Origin of the sequence: Aeromonas sp. LsrichE-8G, from assembly GCF_022869435.1 — a bacterium.
Lineage (GTDB): Bacteria > Pseudomonadota > Gammaproteobacteria > Enterobacterales > Aeromonadaceae > Aeromonas > Aeromonas caviae.
This window is the reverse complement of the sequence record NZ_JALIHH010000008.1, coordinates 29,947-53,263: the sequence shown is the minus strand read 5'-3', so window position 1 is coordinate 53,263 and position 23,317 is coordinate 29,947. Positions and strand designations below refer to the sequence as shown.

General features: G+C 61.8%; 17 protein-coding genes. 11 read left to right on the top strand and 6 right to left on the bottom strand.

Features of this window, described 5'->3' with window-relative positions; all coding sequences use genetic code 11:
- Window positions 1-26: 26 nt before the first annotated feature.
- From glnS to nagE, 3 genes are all read right to left on the bottom strand, one after another.
- Window positions 27-1,688 carry a glutamine--tRNA ligase gene (gene glnS, locus MUW49_RS02520; RefSeq protein ID WP_139736996.1) on the bottom strand — a complete coding sequence of 554 codons (1,662 nt, stop codon included), beginning with the start codon at window positions 1,686-1,688 and terminating at the stop codon, window positions 27-29.
- A 342-nt stretch (window positions 1,689-2,030) separates the two neighbouring features.
- The gene (locus MUW49_RS02515) at window positions 2,031-4,694 is read right to left on the bottom strand and encodes a beta-N-acetylhexosaminidase (protein WP_244812367.1); all 2,664 of its coding nucleotides are present in this window, start codon (window positions 4,692-4,694) and stop codon (window positions 2,031-2,033) included.
- A gap of 122 nt (window positions 4,695-4,816) precedes the next feature.
- Entirely contained in the window at window positions 4,817-6,271 is a 1,455-nt protein-coding gene (gene nagE, locus MUW49_RS02510; RefSeq protein ID WP_039039841.1) for an N-acetylglucosamine-specific PTS transporter subunit IIBC, read from the bottom strand.
- Window positions 6,272-6,543: 272 nt separating this feature from the next.
- Here nagE and nagB point away from each other — a divergent pair, with 272 nt between their 5' ends.
- The 3 genes from nagB to MUW49_RS02495 are packed head-to-tail and all read left to right on the top strand — an operon-like array spanning window position 6,544 to window position 9,718.
- Window positions 6,544-7,344 carry a glucosamine-6-phosphate deaminase gene (nagB, locus tag MUW49_RS02505; protein WP_010674098.1) on the top strand — a complete coding sequence of 267 codons (801 nt, stop codon included), beginning with the start codon at window positions 6,544-6,546 and terminating at the stop codon, window positions 7,342-7,344.
- A gap of 9 nt (window positions 7,345-7,353) precedes the next feature.
- Complete coding sequence (nagA, locus tag MUW49_RS02500) at window positions 7,354-8,499, top strand: N-acetylglucosamine-6-phosphate deacetylase (protein ID WP_039039842.1); 1,146 nt, start codon at window positions 7,354-7,356, stop codon at window positions 8,497-8,499.
- Window positions 8,500-8,503: 4 nt separating this feature from the next.
- Window positions 8,504-9,718: an ROK family protein gene (locus MUW49_RS02495; RefSeq protein ID WP_010674096.1), complete on the top strand. Its 1,215-nt coding sequence runs from the start codon at window positions 8,504-8,506 to the stop codon at window positions 9,716-9,718.
- 316 nt (window positions 9,719-10,034) lie between these two features.
- Here MUW49_RS02495 and MUW49_RS02490 read toward each other — a convergent pair whose 3' ends face one another.
- The 3 genes from MUW49_RS02490 to aspS form a co-directional block, all read right to left on the bottom strand.
- On the bottom strand, window positions 10,035-11,660 hold the full coding sequence (locus MUW49_RS02490; protein WP_041212708.1) for a phosphoethanolamine--lipid A transferase: 1,626 nt from the start codon (window positions 11,658-11,660) through the stop codon (window positions 10,035-10,037).
- Between the two features lie 585 nt (window positions 11,661-12,245).
- Window positions 12,246-12,986 carry a YebC/PmpR family DNA-binding transcriptional regulator gene (locus tag MUW49_RS02485; RefSeq protein WP_010674094.1) on the bottom strand — a complete coding sequence of 247 codons (741 nt, stop codon included), beginning with the start codon at window positions 12,984-12,986 and terminating at the stop codon, window positions 12,246-12,248.
- Window positions 12,987-13,086: 100 nt separating this feature from the next.
- Window positions 13,087-14,853, bottom strand: coding sequence for an aspartate--tRNA ligase (gene aspS / locus MUW49_RS02480; RefSeq protein ID WP_045525291.1), 1,767 nt, complete (start codon window positions 14,851-14,853; stop codon window positions 13,087-13,089).
- Between the two features lie 428 nt (window positions 14,854-15,281).
- Between aspS and MUW49_RS02475 the strand changes: the two genes are divergently transcribed.
- From MUW49_RS02475 to MUW49_RS02440, 8 genes are all read left to right on the top strand, one after another.
- Window positions 15,282-16,130 (top strand): DUF72 domain-containing protein, encoded by an 849-nt coding sequence (locus tag MUW49_RS02475; RefSeq protein WP_010674092.1) that lies wholly within the window; start codon window positions 15,282-15,284, stop codon window positions 16,128-16,130.
- Window positions 16,131-16,463: 333 nt separating this feature from the next.
- Entirely contained in the window at window positions 16,464-17,201 is a 738-nt protein-coding gene (gene cmoA, locus MUW49_RS02470) for a carboxy-S-adenosyl-L-methionine synthase CmoA (RefSeq protein WP_010674091.1), read from the top strand.
- Window positions 17,202-17,204: 3 nt separating this feature from the next.
- The gene (gene cmoB / locus MUW49_RS02465) at window positions 17,205-18,182 is read left to right on the top strand and encodes a tRNA 5-methoxyuridine(34)/uridine 5-oxyacetic acid(34) synthase CmoB (protein ID WP_161469606.1); all 978 of its coding nucleotides are present in this window, start codon (window positions 17,205-17,207) and stop codon (window positions 18,180-18,182) included.
- Window positions 18,183-18,264: 82 nt separating this feature from the next.
- Entirely contained in the window at window positions 18,265-19,023 is a 759-nt protein-coding gene (locus MUW49_RS02460) for an ATP-dependent zinc protease (protein WP_010674089.1), read from the top strand.
- Window positions 19,024-19,026: 3 nt separating this feature from the next.
- Window positions 19,027-20,565: an inactive transglutaminase family protein gene (locus tag MUW49_RS02455; RefSeq protein WP_010674088.1), complete on the top strand. Its 1,539-nt coding sequence runs from the start codon at window positions 19,027-19,029 to the stop codon at window positions 20,563-20,565.
- 3 nt (window positions 20,566-20,568) lie between these two features.
- Entirely contained in the window at window positions 20,569-21,534 is a 966-nt protein-coding gene (locus MUW49_RS02450) for an alpha-L-glutamate ligase-like protein (protein ID WP_039039849.1), read from the top strand.
- 297 nt (window positions 21,535-21,831) lie between these two features.
- Entirely contained in the window at window positions 21,832-22,746 is a 915-nt protein-coding gene (locus MUW49_RS02445) for a hydrogen peroxide-inducible genes activator (RefSeq protein WP_010674086.1), read from the top strand.
- A gap of 106 nt (window positions 22,747-22,852) precedes the next feature.
- Window positions 22,853-23,302: an NlpC/P60 family protein gene (locus MUW49_RS02440; protein ID WP_201955849.1), complete on the top strand. Its 450-nt coding sequence runs from the start codon at window positions 22,853-22,855 to the stop codon at window positions 23,300-23,302.
- Window positions 23,303-23,317: the final 15 nt, after the last annotated feature.

The window sequence follows — 23,317 nt, the reverse complement described above, 5'->3', positions numbered from 1 at the left end:
GGCAGGGTTTCCCCTGCCCTCTTCTATCAGACCTCGGCCTTGCCCCAGACGTCACGCAGGGCCACGGTGCGGTTGAACACCAGGCGCTCGGCGCTGGAGAGCTTGTTGTCGGCGCAGAAGTAACCTTCACGCTCGAACTGGTAGGCAAACTCCGGCTTGGCATCCTTCAGGGAAGCTTCCACCCGGGCCCCTTCGATGATCACCAGGGATTCCGGATTCAGAGCCGCTTCGAAGTCATCCTCGGCGCCCGGGTTCGGCACCTTGAACAGACGGTCGTAGAGACGCACTTCGGCCGGCAGGGAGTGAGTGGCGCTGACCCAGTGGATCACCCCTTTCACCTTGCGGCCGTCCGCCGGATCCTTGCCCAGGGTCTCGGGGTCGTAAGAGCAGTAGATGCAGGTGACCTTGCCGTCCGCATCCTTCTCGACCCGTTCGGCCTTGATGACGTAGGCGTTGCGCAGGCGCACTTCCTTGCCCAGCACCAGACGCTTGAACTGCTTGTTGGCTTCCTCTTTGAAGTCCGCCTCGTCGATGAAGATTTCGCGGGAGAAATGCAGCTCACGGGTCCCCATCTCCGGCTTGTTCGGGTGCGCAGGGGCGGTCAGCACCTCATCGGCCGCCAGGTTCTCGATCACCACCTTCACCGGGTGCAGCACGGCCATGGCGCGCGGGGCGTTCTCGTTGAGATCGTCGCGGATGCAGGCTTCCAGCATGCTCATCTCGACGATGTTGTCCTGCTTGGTCACACCGATGCGCTTGCAGAACTCGCGGATGGAGGCCGGGGTGTAACCACGGCGGCGCAGACCGGAGACGGTCAGCATGCGCGGATCATCCCAGCCGCTGACGTGCCCCTCGGTCACCAGCAGGTTCAGCTTGCGCTTGGACATGACGGTGTATTCGAGGTTCAGACGGGAGAACTCGTACTGACGGGGGTGACAGTCGATGCTGATGTTGTCCAGCACCCAGTCATACAGGCGACGGTTGTCCTGGAACTCCAGGGTACACAGGGAGTGGGTGATCCCCTCCAGGGCGTCCGAGATGCAGTGGGTGAAGTCATACATCGGGTAGATGCACCACTCGTCACCGGTCTGGTGGTGGTGGGCAAACTTGATGCGATAGATGACGGGATCGCGCATCACCATGAAGGGGGATGCCATGTCGATCTTGGCGCGCAGGCAGGCGGAGCCTTCGGCCATCTCACCGTTTTTCATCTTGGCGAACAGGGCCAGGTTCTCTTCCACGCTGCGATCGCGGAACGGGCTGTTCTTGCCAGGGGCAGTCAGGGTGCCGCGGTATTCGCGCATCTGCTCCGGGGAGAGCTCGTCCACATAGGCCAGTCCCTTCTCGATGAGCTCGATGGCGTAGCCGTGCAGCTTGTGGAAATAGTCGGAGGAGTAGCAGATCTCGCCGCTCCACTGGAAGCCCAGCCACTGGACGTCCTGCTTGATGGACTCCACGAACTCGATGTCTTCCTTCGCCGGGTTGGTGTCATCGAAACGCAGGTTGCACTGACCCTGATAGTCGCGGGCGATGCCGAAGTTCAGGCAGATGGATTTGGCGTGGCCGATATGGAGATAACCGTTCGGCTCCGGCGGAAAACGGGTATGCACGCTGCTGTGCTTACCGCTGGCCAGATCTTCATCAATGATCTGACGAATAAAGTTAGTTGGGCTGTTCGCCTGACTCATGGCTCACCTCAAAAATGCGTCACTGGCGGACGTTGTGCCGGCTGGCACCCTCATACCCCCGCCGTCAAGCCGGGTATGATCCCTCATTACGCGCCCTGCCTCAACCTGAATTTGGCCAATTCGGGTCATTGGCGCACCAAAAACGGCGAAACGGGAGAAATTGCAGAGATCCTGGTCAAAAAAAGCCCCGCACGGGGCGGGGTCTCAAGTGATGAAAAACAGACAAAACACACACAACAAAGGTTCACACGCAGAGTCAACCTTTCCCAAACCCGATGGCCATCGACCTTGGGAAAGGCGGGTCTTGCGACCCACCTTGCGTTATGGATTGAAGGCTAGCTATCAGTTCAGCTCGGTGACGCGGCTGGTGCGCTTGCCATCGAAGCTGGTGGTACGCAGGTAGACCTTGCCATCCACGGTCGGCTTGGCGGCAGCGTCGTAGGCGCTCCAGCTCTTGCCATCCAGGCTGTACTGGATGGGCAGACCCGGCAGATCCACATTCGCTTCCAGCACACCGTTCACCACCTTGGCACCCGGTACGGAGAGGCGATATTCCACCCCGGCCTGGTCCAGCTTGGGCAGCACGCGCTGACCCAGCACGTTGGCAAACTGGTTCCACTCCTTGTTCAGGGTGGCCTTGTTGACATGCTTGGTGGTGCCGGAGAACTCGCGACCCTTCACGTAATCGAGCTCGAAGCCGCCCTTGTGCCAGGCGCGCTCGGCCACGGAGAAGATGCGCGGATAGACCATGTACTCGTACTGGGCATCGGTGCGCACGGTTTCACTCCATTGTTGACCGGAGATCCCCTTGAACTTGACCGGATCCTGGTCACCCTTGGCCACGAAGGCGTTGCCGTCGCGGTCAACCGAGGTCTCGGCGTTCTGCGGCAGGTTTTCCGGGGCGAAGGCGAACACCTTGCGGGTGTCGTTGAAGCGGGTTGCCCAGTAGTAGCCACGCTCGGCCGGGTGTACCTCGTTCGGGAAGTCGAAGTAGAGGTAATCCGGATTGGAGAGCACCACGTCATAACCCTTGTGCGCCCACTTCATCGCTTCGTTGAAGCCACCCCAGTAGAGGGTTTCCCAGAAGTTGACACGGGTGTTGTCGGTGGCGAAGTCCTTGGCGCTGTTGGCGTATTTCAGACCATCTTCCCACGCCTGCAGGGTGGAGAAGCCGTGACCCTTGACCATCTCGCTCACTTCCTTGGCAAAGTAGACCGGCAGCTCGGCCACGTCCTTGATCTTGCCATCGTCGATCATCTTCTGGCACATCGGGGACTTGCCGAACGGCTTGTCCTGCTTGCTGGAGTCGACGTTGCCCTTCCAGGCCACCAGATCTTCTTTCTTGGTGACGGCCGGATCCTGGTAACCACCGCCCTGCATGATGTTCTTCGCCTCGTCACCACCGTAGTGCCAGGCGGTCAGCGGCTGGCCGGCGGCCTGGTGCATCTGGGCCACTTCATCCATCACCTTGGCCACGAAGGTGGCGGCACCCGGCTGGCAGGGGTTGATGAAGGACATCTTGTCGTAGAACTGTACCGAGGTGACGTTGGAGGTATCGGCCGGGTCAGTCAGACGGAACTGGTTGGCCTCGGCTTCTTTGCCCTCGCTCATCAGACGCTTGTAGCGTGCCTCCATGGAGACCACGGCGGCACGGGCGTGGGCCGGCATGTTGATCTCGGGGATCACGGTCACACCGCGGGCCTTGGCATAGCGTACCAGGTCGATGTAGTCCGCCTTGCTGTAGAAACCGGAGCCCTGGTTGTCGCTGGTGGGGCCGGAGCCAAGCTGCGGCATCAGGCACTTGGTTTCGGACTCGTCATGGCAACGCTGGCTGCCGACGTCGGTCAGCTCCGGCAGGCCCGGGATCTCCAGACGCCAGCCTTCATCATTGGTCAGCCCCAGGTGCAGCACGTTGAGCTTCATGGCGGACATCTGATCCACCAGCTTCTTCATGGTCTCGGGGCTTCTGAAGTGACGGGCCACGTCGGTCTGCATGCCACGGTATTCAAAGCGCGGCGCATCCTCGACGCTCATCTGGCTCACCAGCTTGTCGTCAACCCCCAGCAGGGAGATCAGGGACTGGGCGCCCCAGAAGGCGCCGTCAACGTCGTGCCCCTGAATGACGGTGCCCTTCTGGCCGATGGTCATGTCGTAGCCTTCGGCCTGCTTGAGCTTGCTGCCGAGCTTGATGGTGACCGGGTAGCCGGTGTCGGAGAGGGTAACACCCAGCTTGGTCAGTTGCGCCTTCAGGGCCTCGGCGCGATCGCTCGGCAGGTCAAGGGCATTGAGCTTGATGGTGGAGAAGTCGACTTGCGGGCCGGCCTTGACCACCTGCTTCATCGGGCTTGGCAGGATGCGGTCGTCAATCTTGCCGGCAGGCAGCAGGGTACTGGTCTGGTTCGCGGCGAAACGGGTCTCGCTGTTCATCAGGATGTTGTTGTCATCCTTGGTGCGCTTCCAGCCATCGGCAGGCATCGGCTTCTCGTAGGTGCTGGCATCGTCGATGTTGCTCATGCTGGCCAGCACTTTCGGCTCGGCCCCTTCACTGGCAACATACCAGTTCGGCATGATGTCAGATTCGAACAATACCCAGTATTCCACCACCAGGGGCACCTCGACCGTGGCGTCCTTGGCAAAGCCCTGGAACTTCTCGGTCGGCGTCAAACGATAGAGGTCGCCGGTCAGGTGGGTGATGGTGAACTGCTCGTTGTCCACCCGCTGGATGCGGCGGATGGAGGAGACATAGATGCTCCAGTCCTTGGAGGTGACGTCGGCACCGGTATTGGTCAGGTGCAGCTTGGCAACGCCGCAGCTCGCCCACTCGGAGCCCAGCGCCTGGCAGTCAAGACCGGCGCCGGCACCGTCATTGGTGACGACGTCGTACTTGACGACGAGGTTGCTGGCGAGGGCGTCGACCACCGCTTGCCTGGCAGCATCGGCTGCAAGTGCGGGACCGGCGAAAACGGTAGACATGGCAATGGCTAACAGAGAATGTTTCAAGTTCATAACTGCTGCTCTCATTTGAAGTAAAGGTTGGATTTTCTTGGCTTTTTTTATATGGGGCCCCGAGGCGGGGCCCTTAGTTATGTCAACAATGGACTTAGACTTGAGGTGAGCGAGTCGCTCGATTAACGCAGGGCTTTCATCTCACCGGCGATGATCTCGGCCAATGGGCCCAGAATCACCTGCAGGTTCTGCTCACCGAGCTTGACCACACCGGCCGCGCCCAGGGCTTTGAGCTTGCGCTCGTCAACGATGCTGCGGTCTTTCAGGGTCAGACGCAGACGGGTGATGCAGGCATCGATGGTCACCAGGTTCTCCTGACCACCCAGCACTTCCAGATACTGCTTGGCCAGCTCGGTGCGGTCGGTGGTTTGAGCCTGTACCGGCACGGCTTCGTCATCTTCACGACCCGGGGTTTTCAGGTTGAACTTGGCGATCACGGCGCGGAAGACCACGTAGTAGAGGCCGAAGAAGACCAGACCCTGTACCAGCAGCATGTACCACTGGGTCGCCAGCGGGTTGCGGCTGGAGAGCACCATATCCACCAGACCGGCGCTGAAGCCGAAACCGGCGATCCAGTGCATGGAGGCTGCGATGAACACAGAGATACCGGTCAGCAGGGCGTGGATGACGTACAGTACCGGCGCCACGAACATGAAGGAGAACTCGAGCGGCTCGGTCACCCCGGTGAAGAAGGCGGCAAAGGCGGCAGCGATCATGATGGACGCAACCTTCTCTTTGTTCTCTTTCTTCGCGCTGTGGTAGATGGCCAGTGCGGCACCCGGCAGACCGAACATCATGATGGGGAAGAAGCCGGCCTGGTACATGCCTGTCACGCCCACGACAGCCTTGCCGGCGTCGATGGAGGACTGGCCACCCAGGAAGTTCGGGATGTCGTTGATGCCGGCCACGTCGAACCAGAACACGGAGTTCAGGGCGTGGTGCAGACCGACCGGGATCAGCAGACGGTTGAAGAAGGCATAGATGCCGGCACCGGTGGAGCCCATGCTGACGATGGATTCACCGAAGCTCACCAGGCCACCGTAGATGACCGGCCAGACGGCCATCAGGATGAAGGAGACGACGATCATCACCACGGAGGTCACGATCGGCACCAAACGGCGGCCAGAGAAGAAGGCCAGCGCCTTGTGCAGTTCCACGCTGCTGAAGCGGTTGTAGAGCTCAGCGGCGATGACACCACACAGGATACCGACGAACTGGTTGCTGATCTTGGCAAAGGCAGCCGGAACCTGATCGGCCGGGATACCCTTGATCTGGGCAACAGCGCCCGGGCTCAGCAGCGTGGTGACCACCAGGAAGCCGACCAGACCGGCCAGCGCGGCGGAACCGTCTTTATCCTTGGACATGCCGTAAGCGACGCCGACGGCGAACAAAATGGGCATACTGTCGATGATGGCAGCGCCCGCCTTGATCAGAAACGCAGCCAGAGGGCTTCCGCCACCCCAACCGTTCGGGTCAATCCAGTAGCCAATCCCCATCAGGATCGCGGCGGCAGGCAATACCGCTACCGGCACCATCAGGGCACGGCCGATCTTTTGTAAATAACCGAGAATGTTCACGGTTCCTCTCCTTAGTTGGTGTTTTTCTAGAAATTAAGTGCTTATCACGTTCGACGCATAAGCCATCAAGGCTTGATTGGCAGTCTATGTGTTTTATTTCGCTGCGCAAATTAATAAACCAGCTTTCGTGATCATTATCACTCAACAGAGATAAAGGTAGCCGATAGATGTGGCTTAGTTCGCAATCTTTATTTACGCTATAAAACAACTTGAATCCGTGTCTGGTCCCTTGCCGTCACTCCCTGTGCGGCAACCGTACTGAGGTATATAGAATGCGCCTGATCCCGTTGAAGTCTGCCAGCCAGGTGGGTCTCTGGTCTGCCCGTTACATCGTTGACCGCATCAATGCGTTCAAACCCACTGCCGAGCGCCCCTTCGTGCTGGGTCTGCCCACTGGCGGCACCCCGCTCAACACCTACAAGCGCCTGATTGAGCTGCATAAAGCCGGCGAGGTGAGCTTCCAGAACGTGGTCACCTTCAACATGGACGAGTATGTGGGGCTGCCCAAGGAACATCCGGAGAGCTACCACAGCTTCATGCACAACAACTTCTTCAATCACGTTGACATTCGCCCGGAAAACATCAACATCCTCAATGGCAACGCCGAGGATCTGGTGGCCGAGTGCCAGCGTTACGAAGACAAGATCAAGTCCTACGGCAAGATCCACCTGTTCATGGGCGGCGTCGGCAATGACGGCCACATCGCCTTCAACGAACCGGCCTCTTCCCTGGCTTCCCGTACCCGGGTCAAGACCCTGACCGAAGACACCCGCATCGCCAACTCCCGCTTCTTTGGCGGCGACATGGAGCAGGTGCCCAAGCTGGCCCTGACCGTGGGTGTCGGCACCCTGATGGACGCCGAAGAGATCCTGATCCTGGTGGTCGGTCACGCCAAGGCCCAGGCCCTGCAGGCCACCGTGGAGGGCAGCGTCAACCACATGTGGACCATCTCCACCCTGCAACTGCATCCGAAAGGGATTGTGGTGTGCGACGAACCTTCCACCATGGAGTTGAAGGTCAAGACGGTGCGCTACTTCCAGCAACTGGAAGCCGACAACATCAAGCACCTCTGAGGAGCTCCCATGTACGCTCTGACTAATTGCACTCTCTACACCGGCAGCTGCGTGCTGACCGGTTATGGCGTGGTCATCGATGGCGACAAGATTGTCGCCATCTCCCGCCAGGCAGAACTGCCAGCCGGCATCGAGCAGATTGACCTCCAGGGCGCCAACCTCAGCGCCGGCTTCATCGACGTCCAGCTCAACGGCTGCGGTGGCGTCATGTTCAACGGTCACATCACCACGGACACCCTGGCCACCATGCAGGCGGCCAACCTGAAATCCGGGACCACCAGCTTCCTGCCGACCCTGATCACCAGCCCGGATGCGGACATGAAGCAGGCCGTCGCCGTCACCCGCGACTACATGGCCGCCCACCCCAACGAGGTGCTTGGCGTCCATCTGGAAGGGCCCTACACCAACCTCAAGCGCAAGGGGATCCACCCGGCCGAACAGATCCGCCAGCCCGCCGACGAGATGATCGACTTCTTCTGCGACAACGCGGACGCCATCGCCAAGATCACCCTGGCACCCGAGCGCAACAAGCCCGAACACATCCGCCGTCTGGTGGAAGCCGGCATCCTGGTCTCCGCCGGCCACACCGCCGCCAACTACGACCAGGCCATGGCGGGCTTTGACAACGGCATGCGCTTTGCCACCCACCTCTACAACGCCATGACTCCGACCCTGAACGGTCGCGAGCCCGGCGTGGTCGGTGCCATCTACGATCGCAAGGATGTCTATGCGGGCATCATCGTCGACGGCCACCACGTACACTGGGCCAACGTGCGCCTGGCGCACAGGATGCTGGGGGAGCGGCTGGTGCTGGTCACCGATGCCACCGCGGCGGCAGGTGCACCGGAAGGCTTTGAGAAATTTGATTTTTGCGGCGCAACCGTCTATTTCCGCGATGGTCAGTGCGTCGATGAGAATGGTACACTCGGCGGCTCCGCCCTCACCATGATCGAAGGGGTGGAAAATCTGGTCAAACAGGTCGGATTGCCGCTCGACGAAGCACTGAGAATGGCCACCCTTTACCCCGCTCGCGCCATTGGATGGGACTCGCGTCTCGGTAGTATCCAGGTCGGAAAAATTGCCAACCTCACCGTCTTTGATCAGGCCTTCGCGGTCTGCGGGACCGTGGTTAACGGACACTACACAACACAGTGACACTATGACTGGCGGACAAATAGCAAACGTAGATCTTATCAAGCAGGTAAACAGTGCGGTCGTCTATCGCCTCATTGACCTGCAGGGGCCCATCTCGCGGGTCAAAATTGCCGAGTTGAGTCAGCTGGCCCCGGCCAGCGTGACCAAGATAACCCGGCAACTGATCGAGCACGGTCTCATCAGGGAAACCTCGCCGCAAGCCTCCACTGGCGGGCGCCGCGCCATCTCCCTGACCACCATCAAGCATCGCTTCCAGTTTGTGTCCGCCAAGCTGGGTCGCGGCTACCTGCAGCTCTCCCTGTATGACCTCGACGGCAAGGAGCTCGATCAGCACATCACCCAGGTGACCGAGATCGAGCAGCAACCGGTGGTGGACATGCTGCTGCGGGAGATTGGCGCCTTCATCGACGCCAATCAGGATCGCAGCCGCAACCTCATTAGCATCGCGCTGACCATGCCGGGTCTGGTCAACCCGGAATCCGGCATGGTCATCTACACCCCCACCTACCAGATCCGCAACCTGGGGCTCGCCAAGCTCCTGGAGCACCACTTCAACCTCCCCTGCTACGTGGGCAACGACACCCGTTCGCTGGCGCTGGCCGAACACTTCTTCGGCGAGTCCCGCGACTGCATGGACTCCATCCTGGTGAGTGTCCACCAGGGGACGGGCTCGGGCATCATCACCAAGGGCAAGGTGTTTCTCGGCCAGAACCGCAACGTCGGCGAAATAGGCCACATCCAGGTCGAACCGCTCGGCAAGCGCTGCCACTGCGGCAACTTCGGCTGCCTCGAGACCATCGCCTCCAACGAGGCCATCGTCGACAAGGTGAAGGAGCTCATCAGCCGCGGTCACCTGAGTTCGCTGCAAGAGAAGCACATCACCATCCAGGAGGTGTGCAAGGCGGCGGTGGCCGGTGACGAGCTGGCCCGCAGCGTGATCGAGAACGTGGGGGAGCACCTGGGGCGCGCCATCGCCATCACGGTCAACCTGTTCAACCCCCAGAAGGTGCTCATCGCCGGTGAAATCACCGCCGCCGAAGAGATCCTGATCCCGGCCATCCGCCGCTGCGTCGAGCACCAGTCTCTGCCAAGTTTCCATCGCGGCCTGCCCATCGTGAAGGCGCGCTTCCAGAACCAGCCCACCATCGGCGGCTTCGCCCTGGTCAAGCGCTCCCTGCTGGAAGGGGATCTGCTGCAGATCATCATGGAGCAGAAGTAAGGCCCACCCCTTCGGATACGAAAACGGCAGCCAGTGGCTGCCGTTTTTTTATGGTCTGTTTTCGCCGGTTCACCCCGCCCGGCACGGTTTGAACAGATCCAGCTTGCCGTCATAGACCTGGGTCTGCACGTCCATGATGCCGAGCATGGTGCGGGTAACAGGTTGTCGTGCCGCTCAACCGTTCTGGCCCATTCACCCTGCCCGGCACGGCTTGAACAGATCCAGCTTGCCGTCATAGACCTGGGTCTGCACGTCCATGATGCCGAGCATGGTGCGGGGCAACAGGTTGTCGCGCCGCTCAACCGCTCGGGCCCATTTACCCCGCCCGGCACGGTTTGAACAGATCCAGCTTGCCGTCATAGACCTGGGTCTGCACGTCCATGATACCGAGCATGGAGTGGAACAGGTTGTCGTGGGAGAAGCGCTTGCTGGCTGCCTCCTGTTGCAGGCAATCCAGATTGAGCTGACGGTCTGCCTGCAACTGGGGAGAGAACCAGGTCAGGAGCGGCACCCGAGTCTGATCGTCCGGTGCGAACTTGTAGGGGGTGCCGTGCAGATAGAGCCCCATGGCACCGAGGGATTCGCCGTGATCCGACAGATAGACCAGCCCCACGTTGTACTGGCTCTCCAGGCTCTTGAGCTTGTCGATGAGCTGGGCCAGCACCTTGTCGGTGTAGCGGATGGTGTTGTCATAGGTGTTCACCAGCTCTTCGTTGCTGCAGTTCTCGATGTCGCTGCGCGGGCAGTCCGGCAGGAAGACGCGATCGGCGGCCGGGTAGCGGCGATAGTAGGTCGGACCGTGGCTGCCCATCAGGTGGAAGGCCACCAGCTTGCTGCCCTGCTTGCCCTGCATGTCGGCGATCTGCTGATCCAGCCCCTGCAACAGCACCTCGTCATGACAGGCATTGCCGGAGCAGTATGCGGGGAATGCCTTGGGCTCAATCTCGATGGTGGGGACGTTTTTGCACACCCCCTTGCAGCCGCCGTCGTTTTCCTTCCAGAGCACCGAGATCCCGGCATGTTGCAGCACGTCCAGCAAGCCATCCTGGGACTGGGCCCTGGCCTCGTCATAGCCACGCCGGGTCATGTTCGAGAACATGCAGGGCACGGAGAGCGCAGTGGCGGTGCCGCAGGAGCGCACGTTCCTGAACGAGACGACATTGGCCTCCTTCTCGGTGAAGCCGTTGGTCTCCTTCTTGTAGCCGTTGAGGGAGTAGTTCTGGCTGCGGGCCGTCTCCCCCACCACCAGGAACATCAGGGTCGGCTTCTCATGCTGGCCGATCACCCTGGCATCGGTGCCGATCTGCTGGTAGGGAATGGGAGTGGCGAAGACCACATCCCGGGCGTACTTGTAGAGCCCGTGCACATAGTTGGCGGGCACTATCTCCTTGCCGAGGGACTTGTTGTTGCGCCCGACCGAGGCGTAATCCTGGTAATAGAGGGCGGCAGCCCCCATCAGAAACAGCAAGGAGAGGGCGATGGAACCGAGGCGCAGACCCAGCCCCTTGTACCAGGGACGGGGATACTCAATCTTCACCCACAACAGAACCAGCACCGGCAGCAGGCCGGTCAGCAGGAACCAGAGCACCACGGAGCCGTTGAGGTAGGAGCCCGCCTCCCCGCTGTTGGTCTCGATGATGTTCTGCATCATGCCCATGTCGAAGATCACCCCGTACTTGAGCATGGCGTAGCTGACCAGGGAGCCGGTCAGGATGAGCAAGGCGAAAAAGGGCTTGAGCAGATAACGGAAGGTAAAGGGCAGGAACACCGCGTTGAGGGCCGCCACCAGTACCAGGGGAATGGAGAGGACAAACCCCGCCTTGACGTGTTCAAGGGCGCTGAGAATGCGATAAAAGTGCAGGAAAATGGGCCAGTTGAAGACCAGTGCAAACAGCAGCACCAGCAACAGATTGACCTTCATCACTCCCAGAGTGAGACGCATAGAGAGACTCCGACAAACCAGTGGAACTAACAACCTGCCAGCAGGCTTCGTGGTGACCATCCCGGCGCTCGGCCCTGGAAAAACAGGACAAGAGCCAGGGAGGTCCAGATACGGGGTCATCCTAGGACGGCAAACTTAAGCGAACATTAAGAGAGGAAATCGAACCACAAGGGGAGGTGCTCGGTCTGGCAACATAAAAAACGGCAGCCCGGGCTGCCGTTTTTGCGAAGGTGAACAAGGTGTCGCACCTGTGTGTTCGCGAACCTGAACAGGGTCACGAGAGACAATGACAGGGTCGCGGCAATCTCGTCGGAGCCGGGGAAGAGGACCGTTGTGGTCGCCCTCCCCTTGCCCTGGGGGATCACAGGGTCGCGGCGATCTCATCGGAGCCAGGGAAGAGGACCGTTGTGGTCGCCCTCCCCTTTGCCCTGAGGGATCACAGGGTCGCGGCAATCTCGTCGGAGCAGGGGGAGAGGACCGTTGTGATCGCCCTCCCCTTTGCTCTGGGGGATCACAGGGTCGCGGCAATCTCGTCGGAGCCGGGGAAGAGGACCGTTGTGGTCGCCCTCCCCTTGCCCTGGGGGATCACAGGGTCGCGGCGATCTCGTCGGAGATGGAGCCGTTGTGGTACACCTCCTGCACGTCGTCCAGATCTTCCAGCATGTCGATGAGGCGCATCAGCTTGGGCGCGGTCTCGGCATCCAGTTCCGCCTCGGTGGAGGGGATCATGGTCACTTCGGCGCTCTCGGGCTTGAAGCCGGCGGCTTCCAGACCGTCCAGCACGGTGCCGAAGTCGTTCGGGGTGGTGTAGACCTCGATGGTGCCATCTTCTTCGGTCACCACGTCGTCGGCACCGGCTTCCAGCGCGGCGTCCATCAGAGCGTCTTCATCGGCGCCCACGAAGGTCAGCACCCCCTTCTTGGTGAACAGATAGGCCACGGAGCCGTCGGTCCCCAGGTTGCCGCCGCACTTGCTGAAGGCGTGACGCACTTCGGCCACGGTACGGTTGCGGTTGTCGGTCAGGCACTCCACCATGACGGCGGAACCGGCCGGGCCGTACCCTTCGTACACGATGGTCTCGAGCTGCTCGCCGTCACCGCCGCCGGCCCCACGGGCGATGGCGCGGTTGATGGTGTCGCGGGTCATGTTGCTGGTCAGGGCTGCCGCCACCGCTGCACGCAGGCGGGGGTTGTTGGCAGGATCGGCATCACCCAGACGCGCGGAGGTGGTGATTTCGCGGATCAGCTTGGTGAAGATCTTGCCGCGCTTGGCGTCTTGCGCCGCCTTGCGGTGTTTGATGTTGGCCCATTTACTGTGACCTGCCATAGGGACTCTCCGTTATAGTTGGAAATTTCAGTAACACTGGTTGCGCCCAGGGGGAAACGGGAAAGGCCGCATCGCTGCGGCCTTTGTTGCCGATAACGGCTTATTCGTCACCCTTGACGGTGGTCGCAATCGCCAGCTCGCCCAGTTGGGCCGGGTTGGCAAAGCTCGGGGCGTCTGTCATCAGACAGGCGGCCGCCGTGGTTTTCGGGAAGGCGATGACATCCCGGATGTTGTCGGTGCCGGTCAGCAGCATGCTGAGGCGGTCCAGACCGAAGGCCAGGCCGGCGTGGGGCGGGGTGCCGTATTTCAGGGCATCCAGCAGGAAGCCGAACTTCAGGCGCTGCTCGTCCGGGGTGATCCCCAGGATGTCGAACACGGTGGACTGCATCTCGCTGTTGTGGATACGCACAGAGCCGCCACCCACTTCGTAACCGTTGATCACCATGTCGTAGGCGTTGGCGTAAGCGCCCACCGGGTTCGCTTTCAGCTCGGCCGGGCCCAGGTTGCTCGGGGCGGTGAAGGGGTGGTGCATGGCCGCCAGGCCGCCTTCGCCATCTTCTTCGAACATGGGGAAGTCGATGACCCACAGGGGCTTCCAGACGTTCTCCACCAGACCCAGATCGCGGCCCACCTTCAGGCGCAGGGCGCCCATGGCATCGCACACCACTTTCTTGGAGTCGGCGCCGAAGAAGATGATGTCGCCATCCATCGCGCCGGTGCGGGCCAGGATCTCGCGCACGATGGCGTCAGAGAGGAACTTGGCCACCGGGGACTGCACCCCTTCGAGGCCGCTCCCGGCTTCGTTGACCTTCATCCAGGCCAGGCCCTTGGCACCGTAGATGCCGACGAACTTGGTGTACTCGTCGATCTGCTTGCGAGACAGCTCCGCGCCGCCCGGTACCTTCAGGGCCGCCACACGGCCTTTCGGATCCTTGGCAGGACCGGCGAACACGGCGAACTCCACCTCGGTCAAGAGATCTGCCACGTCCACCAGCTCCATCGGCAGGCGCAGGTCCGGCTTGTCGGAGCCGAAGCGGCGCATGGCTTCGTCGAAGGTCATGATGGGGAAGTCACCCAGGTCCACGTTCAGGATGTGCAGCCAGAGCTTGCGGATCATCTCTTCCATGATTTCACGCACCTGGGGCGCGGTCATGAAGGAGGTCTCCACGTCGATCTGGGTGAATTCCGGCTGGCGGTCGGCACGCAGGTCTTCGTCGCGGAAGCACTTGACGATCTGGTAGTAGCGGTCGAAGCCGGACATCATCAGCAACTGCTTGAACAGCTGGGGGGACTGCGGCAGGGCGTAGAACTTGCCCTTGTGCACGCGGCTCGGCACCAGGTAGTCACGGGCCCCTTCCGGGGTCGCCTTGGTCAGCATCGGGGTCTCGATGTCGAGGAAGCCGTGCTCGTCCATGAAGCGGCGCACGAAGGCACTGGCCTTGGCACGGGTCTTCAGGTACTTGGCCATCTCGGGACGACGCAGGTCCAGGTAGCGGTACTTGAGGCTCACCTCTTCGCTGTTGACCTGGTTGAAGTCAAGGGGCAGCGGCTCGGCACGGTTGATGATGGTCAGCTCGTGGGCGAACACCTCGATGGCACCGGTGGCCATGTCGCTGTTGCGCTGGGAGTCGGGGCGGGTACGCACCACGCCGGTCACCTGGATGCAGAACTCGCCGCGCAGCTCGGAGGCCAGGGCAAAGGCGTCCGGCTTGTCCGGATCGAAGAACACCTGCACGATGCCCTCGCGGTCGCGCATGTCGATAAAGATGAGGCCGCCGAGATCACGACGACGATGGACCCAACCGCACAATGTAATGGTCTGCCCGGCATGGGCCTCATTGACCTGTCCGCAATAGATAGAGCGCATGGACTTCTTCCTTCGAAATGGTAGAGAGACGGTTCATCCTGGGTCGCCGGGCACGACTGGCAAGCACCGTCTGTCTCACAGCTGGCCAGATCCTGCTTCTTGCCCGGTTTGAAATCTGTCTCGGGTCATCCGGCTCCCCGAGCCGGATTCTTGCCGCCGTCCCAGGCATGCCCCCGCTCCCGACCGGGATGACGAGTGGGCGCCGGGGTATCGGCTGGCGTCGTTGTCTGGCCACTGCCGGGCCGCGATCATCGTCACCCGGGGGCTCGGTCGCGCGCATTACGACAATGTGGCAAACAAAAGGGTTGGCATTATAGAGGAAAACCTCCATTTGGGTAAAATGGCCCGCAGCCCCCTTTACCCTGTTTTTTGTTGTTCTGGCGCAAAAAGGAGGGCAAAAGTGCGCCAACCTGCCGACAGGAACCATCATGAGCCTCTATTTGGGCCTGCCCCAGTGGTCACACCCGGCCTGGCCCGGCCAGTTGCTGGGGATGAATGCCAGGCCCGCCGAGCACCTCGCCGACTATGCCCGGGTGTTCAACTCTGTGGAGGGCAACACCACCTTCTACGCCTCGCCGACCCCGGAGACGGTGCAGCGCTGGGCCGATGCGGTCCCCGACCACTTTCGCTTCAGCTTCAAGTTTCCCAAGGAGATCAGCCACCAGAGCGATCTGGTGAGCGCGGACAAACAGGTGACGGCCTTCATCCGCCTGCTGGCCCCCCTGCATGACAAGCTGGGGCTACTCAAGCTGCAACTGCCCGCCCGCTTCGGGCCAGAGGGGCTGGCCCGTCTGGATGCCTTCTTCGCGCGGCTGCCCCAGGATTTCACCTATGCCCTCGAGGTGCGCCACCCCGATTTCTTCGCCAAGGGGGAGGCGGAACGGGCCCTCAACCGGATGCTGATGGCGCGGGGCATCAATCGCATCATGCTCGACAGCCGCCCGCTCTTCTCGGTGCCCGCCACCACGGCCGCCATGATCGATGCCCAGGGCAAGAAACCCAGGTTGCCGGTCCATCTGCTGGCCACGGGGGGTGCCCCGGTGGTGCGCCTGATTGGTTTGCCTCAAATCGAGGACAATCACCCATTTTTGCCACCATGGTTGCCACATTGGAAACAATGGCTCCAGGAGGGCAAGGATCTCTACCTCTTTGTTCACACCGCCGACAATGCCCGGGCCCCCGAACTCGCACGGCAGATCAGCCGCCTGCTCGGCCAGGAGATGGCCCCCTGGCCGGGAGAAAACGATCGCGCCCGCCAGGGGGTGCTGCCCTTTTGAGCGGCCCCCTCCCCGCCCCTTCTCCATCCCCAAAAAAAGCCGCTTTTTTTGTGGTCCCACCGGGGTTGGCGTCAAGACAAACGCCCGCCTTTCCTCTACACTAGCGCCCCAAGTAAGGTCCCGGGCCTGGGTGCATGGCAATGCGTTGCCCACCCCAGCCCGGCACCCTGAGGGCCCGGACCATGGCCCGTTGCGAACAGGGGCAGCCCGAAGGATCCCGGAGCAAGCCACCCCGTTCGTCAACCGGTGACGACGCCATTTCGATGCCCGTCCACCCAAGATTCAATTGAATAAAACAGCCGCCCACCACACCGGCTGTCAGGTTGCGTCAGCATGCACGATCAGATTTTTGCCGCCCCCATCGCCCGTCTGGGAGACTTCTGCTTTGACGAGCAGGTCGTCGACGTCTTCCCCGACATGATCCAGCGCTCGGTGCCCGGTTACAGCAACATCATCTCCGCCATCGGCATGATGGCCGCCCGCTACGCCCAGCCCCAGAGCCGCCTCTACGATCTCGGCTGCTCCCTCGGCGCCGCGACCCAGGCCATGCGCCGCCACGTCACCCAGCCCGGCTGCCAGATCACGGCGGTGGATCTCTCCCACCCCATGATCGAGCGGGCCCGCGCTCACCTCTCGGGCTTCAAGTCCGAGGTGCCGGTGGAGCTGGTGGAGGCGGACATCTGCGACATCCCCATCGAGAACGCCTCCGTGGTGGTGCTCAACTTCACCCTGCAGTTCGTCGCCCCCGAGAAGCGGGCCGCCCTCATCGCGCGCATCTTTGACGGCCTGCGCCCCGGCGGCATCCTCATCCTGAGCGAGAAGTTCCGCTTCGATGACGAGCAGGTCAACGAGCTGCTCATCGACTTGCACCTCGACTTCAAGCGGGCCAACGGCTACAGCGAGCTGGAAATCAGCCAGAAGCGCACCGCCCTTGAGAACGTGATGCGCACCGACACCCTGGCGGTCCATCAGGCGCGCCTGCGGGACGCCGGCTTCACCCACCTGGACCTCTGGTTCCAGTGCTTCAACTTCGGCTCCATGATTGCCATCAAAGCCAGCGACACCAACTAAGCCATGATCGATTTCGCCCATTTTTATCAACTGATCGCCAAGAACCGGTTGAGCCACTGGCTGCACACCCTGCCCGCCCAGCTGCACGCCTGGCAGCACGACAACCTGCACGGGGATCTGCCGCGCTGGAACCGCGCCCTCGCCAAGCTGCCCGTCGTGGCCCCCGGCCGGATCGAGCTCAAAGAGCGGGTCGCCATCGGCGGCCCCGATAGCCTGGGAGAGGGTGAGCGCAAGAAGACCGAGAGCCTGCTGCGCCAGCTCATGCCCTGGCGCAAGGGCCCCTTCCATGTGCACGGCATCCACATCGACACCGAGTGGCGCTCCGACTGGAAGTGGGATCGGGTGCTGCCCCACATCAGCCCGCTCCAGGGCCGCTACGTGCTGGACGTGGGCTGCGGCAGCGGCTACCACCTCTGGCGCATGGTGGGGGAAGGGGCGAAACTGGCGGTCGGCATCGACCCGAGCCCGCTGTTCCTCTGCCAGTTCGAAGCCATTCGCCACTTCATGGACAACGACCAGCGCGCCCACCTGCTGCCGCTCGGTATCCAGGAGCTGCCGGATCTGCGGGCCTTTGACACCGTCTTCTCCATGGGGGTGCTCTATCATCGCAAGTCCCCCATCGAGCACATCGAGCAGTTGCGCAACCAGCTCAAAGACGATGGGGAGCTGGTGCTCGAGACCCTGGTGGTGGACGGCGACGAAAACCAGGTGCTGATGCCCTCCGATCGCTACGGCAAGATGCGCAACGTCTGGTTCCTCCCCTCGAGCGCGGCCCTCACACGCTGGGTCGAGCGCTGCGGGTTCACCGATGTGCGCATCGTCGACGAGAATATGACCAGCACCGACGAACAGCGTCGTACCGACTGGATGATTAACGAGTCCCTGAGTGACTATCTGGATCCACACAATCCTGCACTCACGGTCGAAGGATACCCGGCACCCAAACGTGCCGTACTGATCGCCAGAAAGGCCAAAGACTAGCCGATGGCGGCTGTGGAAGTTACACTGACCCAATTCCAGGAAGCACAGTTAAATGAATGACATGAAAAGCAAATTAAAAGGAATGACCCTGCTCTCCCTGCTCAGTCTCGGCGGGTGTGTCAGTATGGAAAAAGCCCCCCCGGCCCCGACCCTGACGCTGGCCGAGCTGCGCAACGAGATCTCGTTGAGCGAGCAACGTCTGCAAACATCCATGGAACAGCAACAGAAGCAGTATGTGCAGCAACAGCACCTGCTGGTTCAGCTCAACACCGATGTCACCAACATGAAAGAGTCCGTGAAGAAAGTCGACAGCAAGCTGGCTACCCTGCCTCCCGAGCCGCCCAAGGCCATGCCCATTCCCACCGAGAAGTGCCCGGCGCCGAGCCAGGGCCACACCGTCGATGGCAAGCTGCTGGTGGGTGAAGCGGAGTGGATCTGGGTTGACGCCGCCAACGACGCCTTCCAGGCCCGGGTCGACACCGGCGCCACCACCTCCTCCATCAGCGCCCAGGAGATCACCATCTTCGAGCGCAACGGCAAGAACTGGGTGCGCTTCTTCCTGAGCCACCAGGAGATGGACGACAAGATCCAGATTGAAGCCCCCCTGGTGCGTCACGTGCGGGTCCGTCAGGCTTCCGCCGACGATCTCGACCGTCGCCCCGTGGTCCGCCTCGCCGTGCGCATCGGCGACATGACCGAGAAGGCCGAATTTACCCTGAAGGACCGCAGCGACATGACCTTCCCCGTGCTGCTGGGCCGTGAATTCCTCAAAGACATCGCCGTGGTCGACGTGGCCCGCGAATATATCCAACCCAAACCCAAGCTCAAGGATGTGAAATAATCCATGGTTTCCCGTAAGCCGTTCTATCTGCTGGTCGCCCTGCTCTACATCGTCGGCCTGGGGATGACCTTCTATCATCACATCGCGCTGGACGTCCCGCTCACGCCGGGTGAAAAGCGCCAGATCTGGTCCATCGAAGCCAAGCTCGAGTTCGAGGCCACCGGCGAGCCGGTGATCGCCTCCCTGGCCATTCCGGGCACCCAGCCCGGCTTCACCCTGATGAACGAGAACGCCGCGAGCCCGGGCTATGGCCTGTCGTTCGTGGAAAAAGACGGGGATGCCCGCGCCGAGTGGTCCATCCGCACCGCCTCCGGCCGTCAGGAGCTCTACTACCGGGTCGACATGATGGCCGATGCCCATGCCAAGCCCGCCGCCAACCCGCAGCCGCCCGCCATCGAGAAGCAGATCGAGAGCGAGCCCTACGCCACGGCCATGAAGCAGATCCTGGAGCGCGCCCAGGAGCGCTCCGCCGACGGCTACACCCTGACCCGCGAGATCATCAAGGAGATCGAGAAGCAGGAACAGAATGCCGAGCTGCTCAAGTCCCACAAGAGCCGCGCCAATCTGATTGCCGAGCTGCTCAACAACGCGGACGTCCCGGCCCGGGTGGTCCACGCCCTCAGCCTGGAAGATGGCCGTCGCCGTCAGGAGCTGGTGGATTACCTGCAGGTCTTCAACAGCCCGACCGACTACAAGCTGTTCAACCCGCAAAGCGGTGAACAGGGTCAACCGGCCAACCTGCTGCTGTGGGAGTACAACTCCGGCGCCCTCCTGGACGTCACCGGCGGTCACAACTCCCGCGTCACCTTCTCGATGATCGAGCAGGAGCAACCGGTCAACGTGGCCCTGGCCCAGAAGTTCGAAAAATCCGAGATGATGAACTTCTCCATCCACAGCCTGCCCCTGGAAGAGCAAGCCCTGTTCAAGGGTCTGCTGCTCATCCCCATCGGCGTGCTGATGGTGGTGTTCCTGCGGGTCATCGTGGGGATCAAGACCTCCGGCACCTTCATGCCGGTGCTGATCGCGGTCGCCTTCATCCAGACCTCGCTGGTCACCGGCCTCATCGGCTTCCTGCTGATCGTCGGCACCGGCCTGGTGATCCGCTCCTACCTCTCGAGGCTCAACCTGCTGCTGGTCGCCCGAATATCGGCGATCATCATCATGGTGATCTCGATGATCGGCATCTTCTCTGCGTTCGCCTTCAAGCTGGGGCTGACCGACGGCATGAAGATCACCTTCTTCCCGATGATCATCCTCTCCTGGACCATCGAGCGCATGTCCATCCTGTGGGAAGAAGAGGGTCCCAAAGAGGTGTTCCGCCAGGGCGGCGGCTCCCTGCTGGTGGCGGTCATCGCCTACCTGGCCATGGACAACGAGCTCATTCGTCACCTCACCTTCAACTTCCTCGGCCTGCAGCTGGTGCTGATGGCGACCGTGCTGTTGATGGGTAACTACACCGGCTACAAGTTGAGCGAGCTCAAGCGCTTCAAGCCGCTGGTGGACGAGATGAAGTCTGGTGCCACCCCGGGTAAGGACAAGTAACAGATGTGGTTCTGGCAGAAATACACCAGTCCGTGGAGCCTGTCCCAGGCAGGCATCCTCGGCATGAACAAGCGCAACCACTCCTACATCAGCCGCTACAACCCGCGCCGCCTCTATCCGCTGGTGGATGACAAGCTCAAGACCAAGCGCATCGCGCTGGATGCGGGGGTGACGGTGCCTGAACTCATCGGCACCATCCGCGAGCAGCACGACGTGACTCGCATCACCGAGTTGGTGAAGGACTGGCCGGGCTTCTGCATCAAGCCGGCCCGCGGCTCCGGCGGCAAGGGGATCCTAGTGATCCTGCGCCAGGAGGACGGCCTCTTCTACAAGCCCAACGGCAGCGCCGCCAACGGCCAGGATCTGGAGCGCCATGTCTCCAACATCCTGGCGGGGCTCTATTCCCTCGGCGGCAAGCCCGACGTGGCGCTGGTCGAAGGCCTCATCAACTTCGACGACGTGTTCGACGGCTACTCCTTCGAAGGGGTCCCCGATGCCCGGGTGATCATCTTCAAGGGGTTCCCGGTGATGGCCATGATGCGCCTCTCGACCTCGGCTTCCGATGGCAAGGCGAACCTGCACCAGGGCGCCGTGGGGGTGGGCCTGTGCCTGCGCACCGGCCGCGCCCTGCGGGCGGTGCAGTTTGGCAACCCGCTGCGCCACCACCCGGACACCGGCCTGGATCTCTATGATCTGAAGGTGCCTCACTGGGACACCCTGCTCAACCTGGCGGCCTCCTGCTACGAGATGTCCGGTCTTGGCTACATCGGGACCGACATGGTGCTGGACAAGTTCCGCGGCCCCATGCTGCTGGAGCTCAACGCCCGTCCGGGCCTTGCCATCCAGATCGCCAACGGTCGCGGCCTGGTGCCCAACCTCAAGACCATCGAGAAGCTGGGTCAGGTCAAGATGAACGTGGAGCAGCGGGTCAACTTCGCCAAGGATCACTTCGGTATCTTCGACGAATAGTCCGCCCCCCTTCTGCAAAAACGCGCCCACCGGCGCGTTTTTTTATGGCCGCTCCTGCGCGCAGGGCGCCCCGCCCGAAGGCCGATCCCCGTCACATCCCATGGCGGCACCCCTTCAATGGCGCGGCACAAGGGGATAAGCTCCTGACCAATGAGGGGTGGCCTGCCCATCGGCGCAGGCCACCCCATGTGTGTGAAGCAGTGCGCCTGCCAGGGGGCACCGATTTGTCGACGACAACGGGGCTTCTCGATGGTAGATTAATCAAATCAAATAGATAGCATCGATCGGGTTTCTCCTATGCAACGTTGGCCCAGCCTGAAGCAGCTCCAGTATCTGGTCGCTCTGGACGAGCACAAGAATTTCAACCGCGCCGCCAAGGCCTGCCATGTCAGCCAGTCGACCCTGAGTACCGGGATCCAGACCCTGGAGGACATGATGAACCTGCAACTGGTGGAGCGGGATCACAAGAGCTTCATCATGACGCCGGTCGGCATGGAGATCGTGGCGCGGGCGCGCAACCTGCTCTCCGACGCCCGGGATCTGATGGAGCTGGGGCAGCAGCAGGGGGGCGTTATGCACGGCACGGTACGCCTGGGCTGCATCCCCACTATCGCCCCCTTCCTGCTGAGCAAGCTGCTGCAGGTGTGCGGCAAGGCCTATCCGGATCTGGAGCTGCTGCTGCGGGAAGACACCACCACCAATCTGCTCAAGCAGCTGGAGCAGGGGCAGCTCGATCTGCTGATCTTGGCGCTGCCGGTGGAGATCGGCGGCTTCCACAGCAAGACCGTCGGCCAGGATCCCTTCCACATGGTGATGCCCTCCCACATGGCGGCGGGCCTGCACATGCCGTTCGACTACAAGGAGCTGCCCAACCAGAGCATCTTCCTGCTGGAGCGGGAGCACTGCCTGACGGAGCACGCGGTGAGCGCCTGTCGGCTGCGGGACAAGAGCAAGATCAACCCCTTCGCCGCCACCAGTCTGCACACCCTGGTGCAGATGGTGGGGGCCGGTCTTGGCACCACCTTCCTGCCCCAGATGGCCATAGATGCGGGCATCCTCGACAACACGGACCTGGTGGCCATTCCTCTGCCCGGGGAGAAACCCTATCGGGAGATAGGCCTGGTGTGGCGCCCCAGCACCACGCGGGTACAGACCTTCTACAAGATTGCCGAGCTGCTGACGCCGCTCATTACCCCTAAACCGGCGGGGTGATCCAGTGGCTGCCCTCACAGGCGGCCACTCCTCAATGCCGTTTTCATTCAGGTTCCAGGCAGGATCATCGTCTATGATGAACCCCGTGCCCTATCAAGGAGTTGAGATGTTTCGCACCTTGCTGCTGCCCCTGCTGGCCCTGCTTGTCGCCGCCTGCTCCAGCACGCCGGAGCCTCCCCCTCCCGTGCGCCAGAGCGGCGCATTCGACAACTTCTATCAGCAGTGGCGCGGCGTGCCCTATCGCATGGGCGGTACCAGCCGCGCCGGTCTCGACTGCTCCGCCTTCACCCAGCTCGCCTACAGCCAGGTCCTGGGCTTCACCCTGCCCCGCACCACGGAATCCCAGGCGAGCCTCGGCCGCCCGGTGGACAGATACCGTCTCCAGCACGGGGACCTGGTCTTCTTCAAGACCGGCTGGCAGCAGTACCACGTCGGGGTCTACACCGGGGCAGGTGAGTTCATCCACGCCTCCACCAGCAAGGGCGTGATCCGCTCGCGCCTCGACAACGTCTACTGGAACAGCCGCTACTGGCAGGCCCGCAGGCTGGTCCAGTAGGTGTGACCCCCAACA

What these genes read in the sequence shown, in the direction of transcription:
- glnS (WP_139736996.1), bottom strand. Translation starts at nt 1,688, where the DNA reads ATGAGTCAGGCGAACAGCCCAACTAACTTTATTCGTCAGATCATTGAT.
- MUW49_RS02515 (WP_244812367.1), bottom strand. Translation starts at nt 4,694, where the DNA reads ATGAACTTGAAACATTCTCTGTTAGCCATTGCCATGTCTACCGTTTTC.
- nagB (WP_010674098.1), top strand. Translation starts at nt 6,544, where the DNA reads ATGCGCCTGATCCCGTTGAAGTCTGCCAGCCAGGTGGGTCTCTGGTCT.
- nagA (WP_039039842.1), top strand. Translation starts at nt 7,354, where the DNA reads ATGTACGCTCTGACTAATTGCACTCTCTACACCGGCAGCTGCGTGCTG.
- MUW49_RS02495 (WP_010674096.1), top strand. Translation starts at nt 8,504, where the DNA reads ATGACTGGCGGACAAATAGCAAACGTAGATCTTATCAAGCAGGTAAAC.
- MUW49_RS02490 (WP_041212708.1), bottom strand. Translation starts at nt 11,660, where the DNA reads ATGCGTCTCACTCTGGGAGTGATGAAGGTCAATCTGTTGCTGGTGCTG.
- MUW49_RS02485 (WP_010674094.1), bottom strand. Translation starts at nt 12,986, where the DNA reads ATGGCAGGTCACAGTAAATGGGCCAACATCAAACACCGCAAGGCGGCG.
- aspS (WP_045525291.1), bottom strand. Translation starts at nt 14,853, where the DNA reads ATGCGCTCTATCTATTGCGGACAGGTCAATGAGGCCCATGCCGGGCAG.
- MUW49_RS02475 (WP_010674092.1), top strand. Translation starts at nt 15,282, where the DNA reads ATGAGCCTCTATTTGGGCCTGCCCCAGTGGTCACACCCGGCCTGGCCC.
- cmoA (WP_010674091.1), top strand. Translation starts at nt 16,464, where the DNA reads ATGCACGATCAGATTTTTGCCGCCCCCATCGCCCGTCTGGGAGACTTC.
- cmoB (WP_161469606.1), top strand. Translation starts at nt 17,205, where the DNA reads ATGATCGATTTCGCCCATTTTTATCAACTGATCGCCAAGAACCGGTTG.
- MUW49_RS02460 (WP_010674089.1), top strand. Translation starts at nt 18,265, where the DNA reads ATGACCCTGCTCTCCCTGCTCAGTCTCGGCGGGTGTGTCAGTATGGAA.
- MUW49_RS02455 (WP_010674088.1), top strand. Translation starts at nt 19,027, where the DNA reads ATGGTTTCCCGTAAGCCGTTCTATCTGCTGGTCGCCCTGCTCTACATC.
- MUW49_RS02450 (WP_039039849.1), top strand. Translation starts at nt 20,569, where the DNA reads ATGTGGTTCTGGCAGAAATACACCAGTCCGTGGAGCCTGTCCCAGGCA.
- MUW49_RS02445 (WP_010674086.1), top strand. Translation starts at nt 21,832, where the DNA reads ATGCAACGTTGGCCCAGCCTGAAGCAGCTCCAGTATCTGGTCGCTCTG.
- MUW49_RS02440 (WP_201955849.1), top strand. Translation starts at nt 22,853, where the DNA reads ATGTTTCGCACCTTGCTGCTGCCCCTGCTGGCCCTGCTTGTCGCCGCC.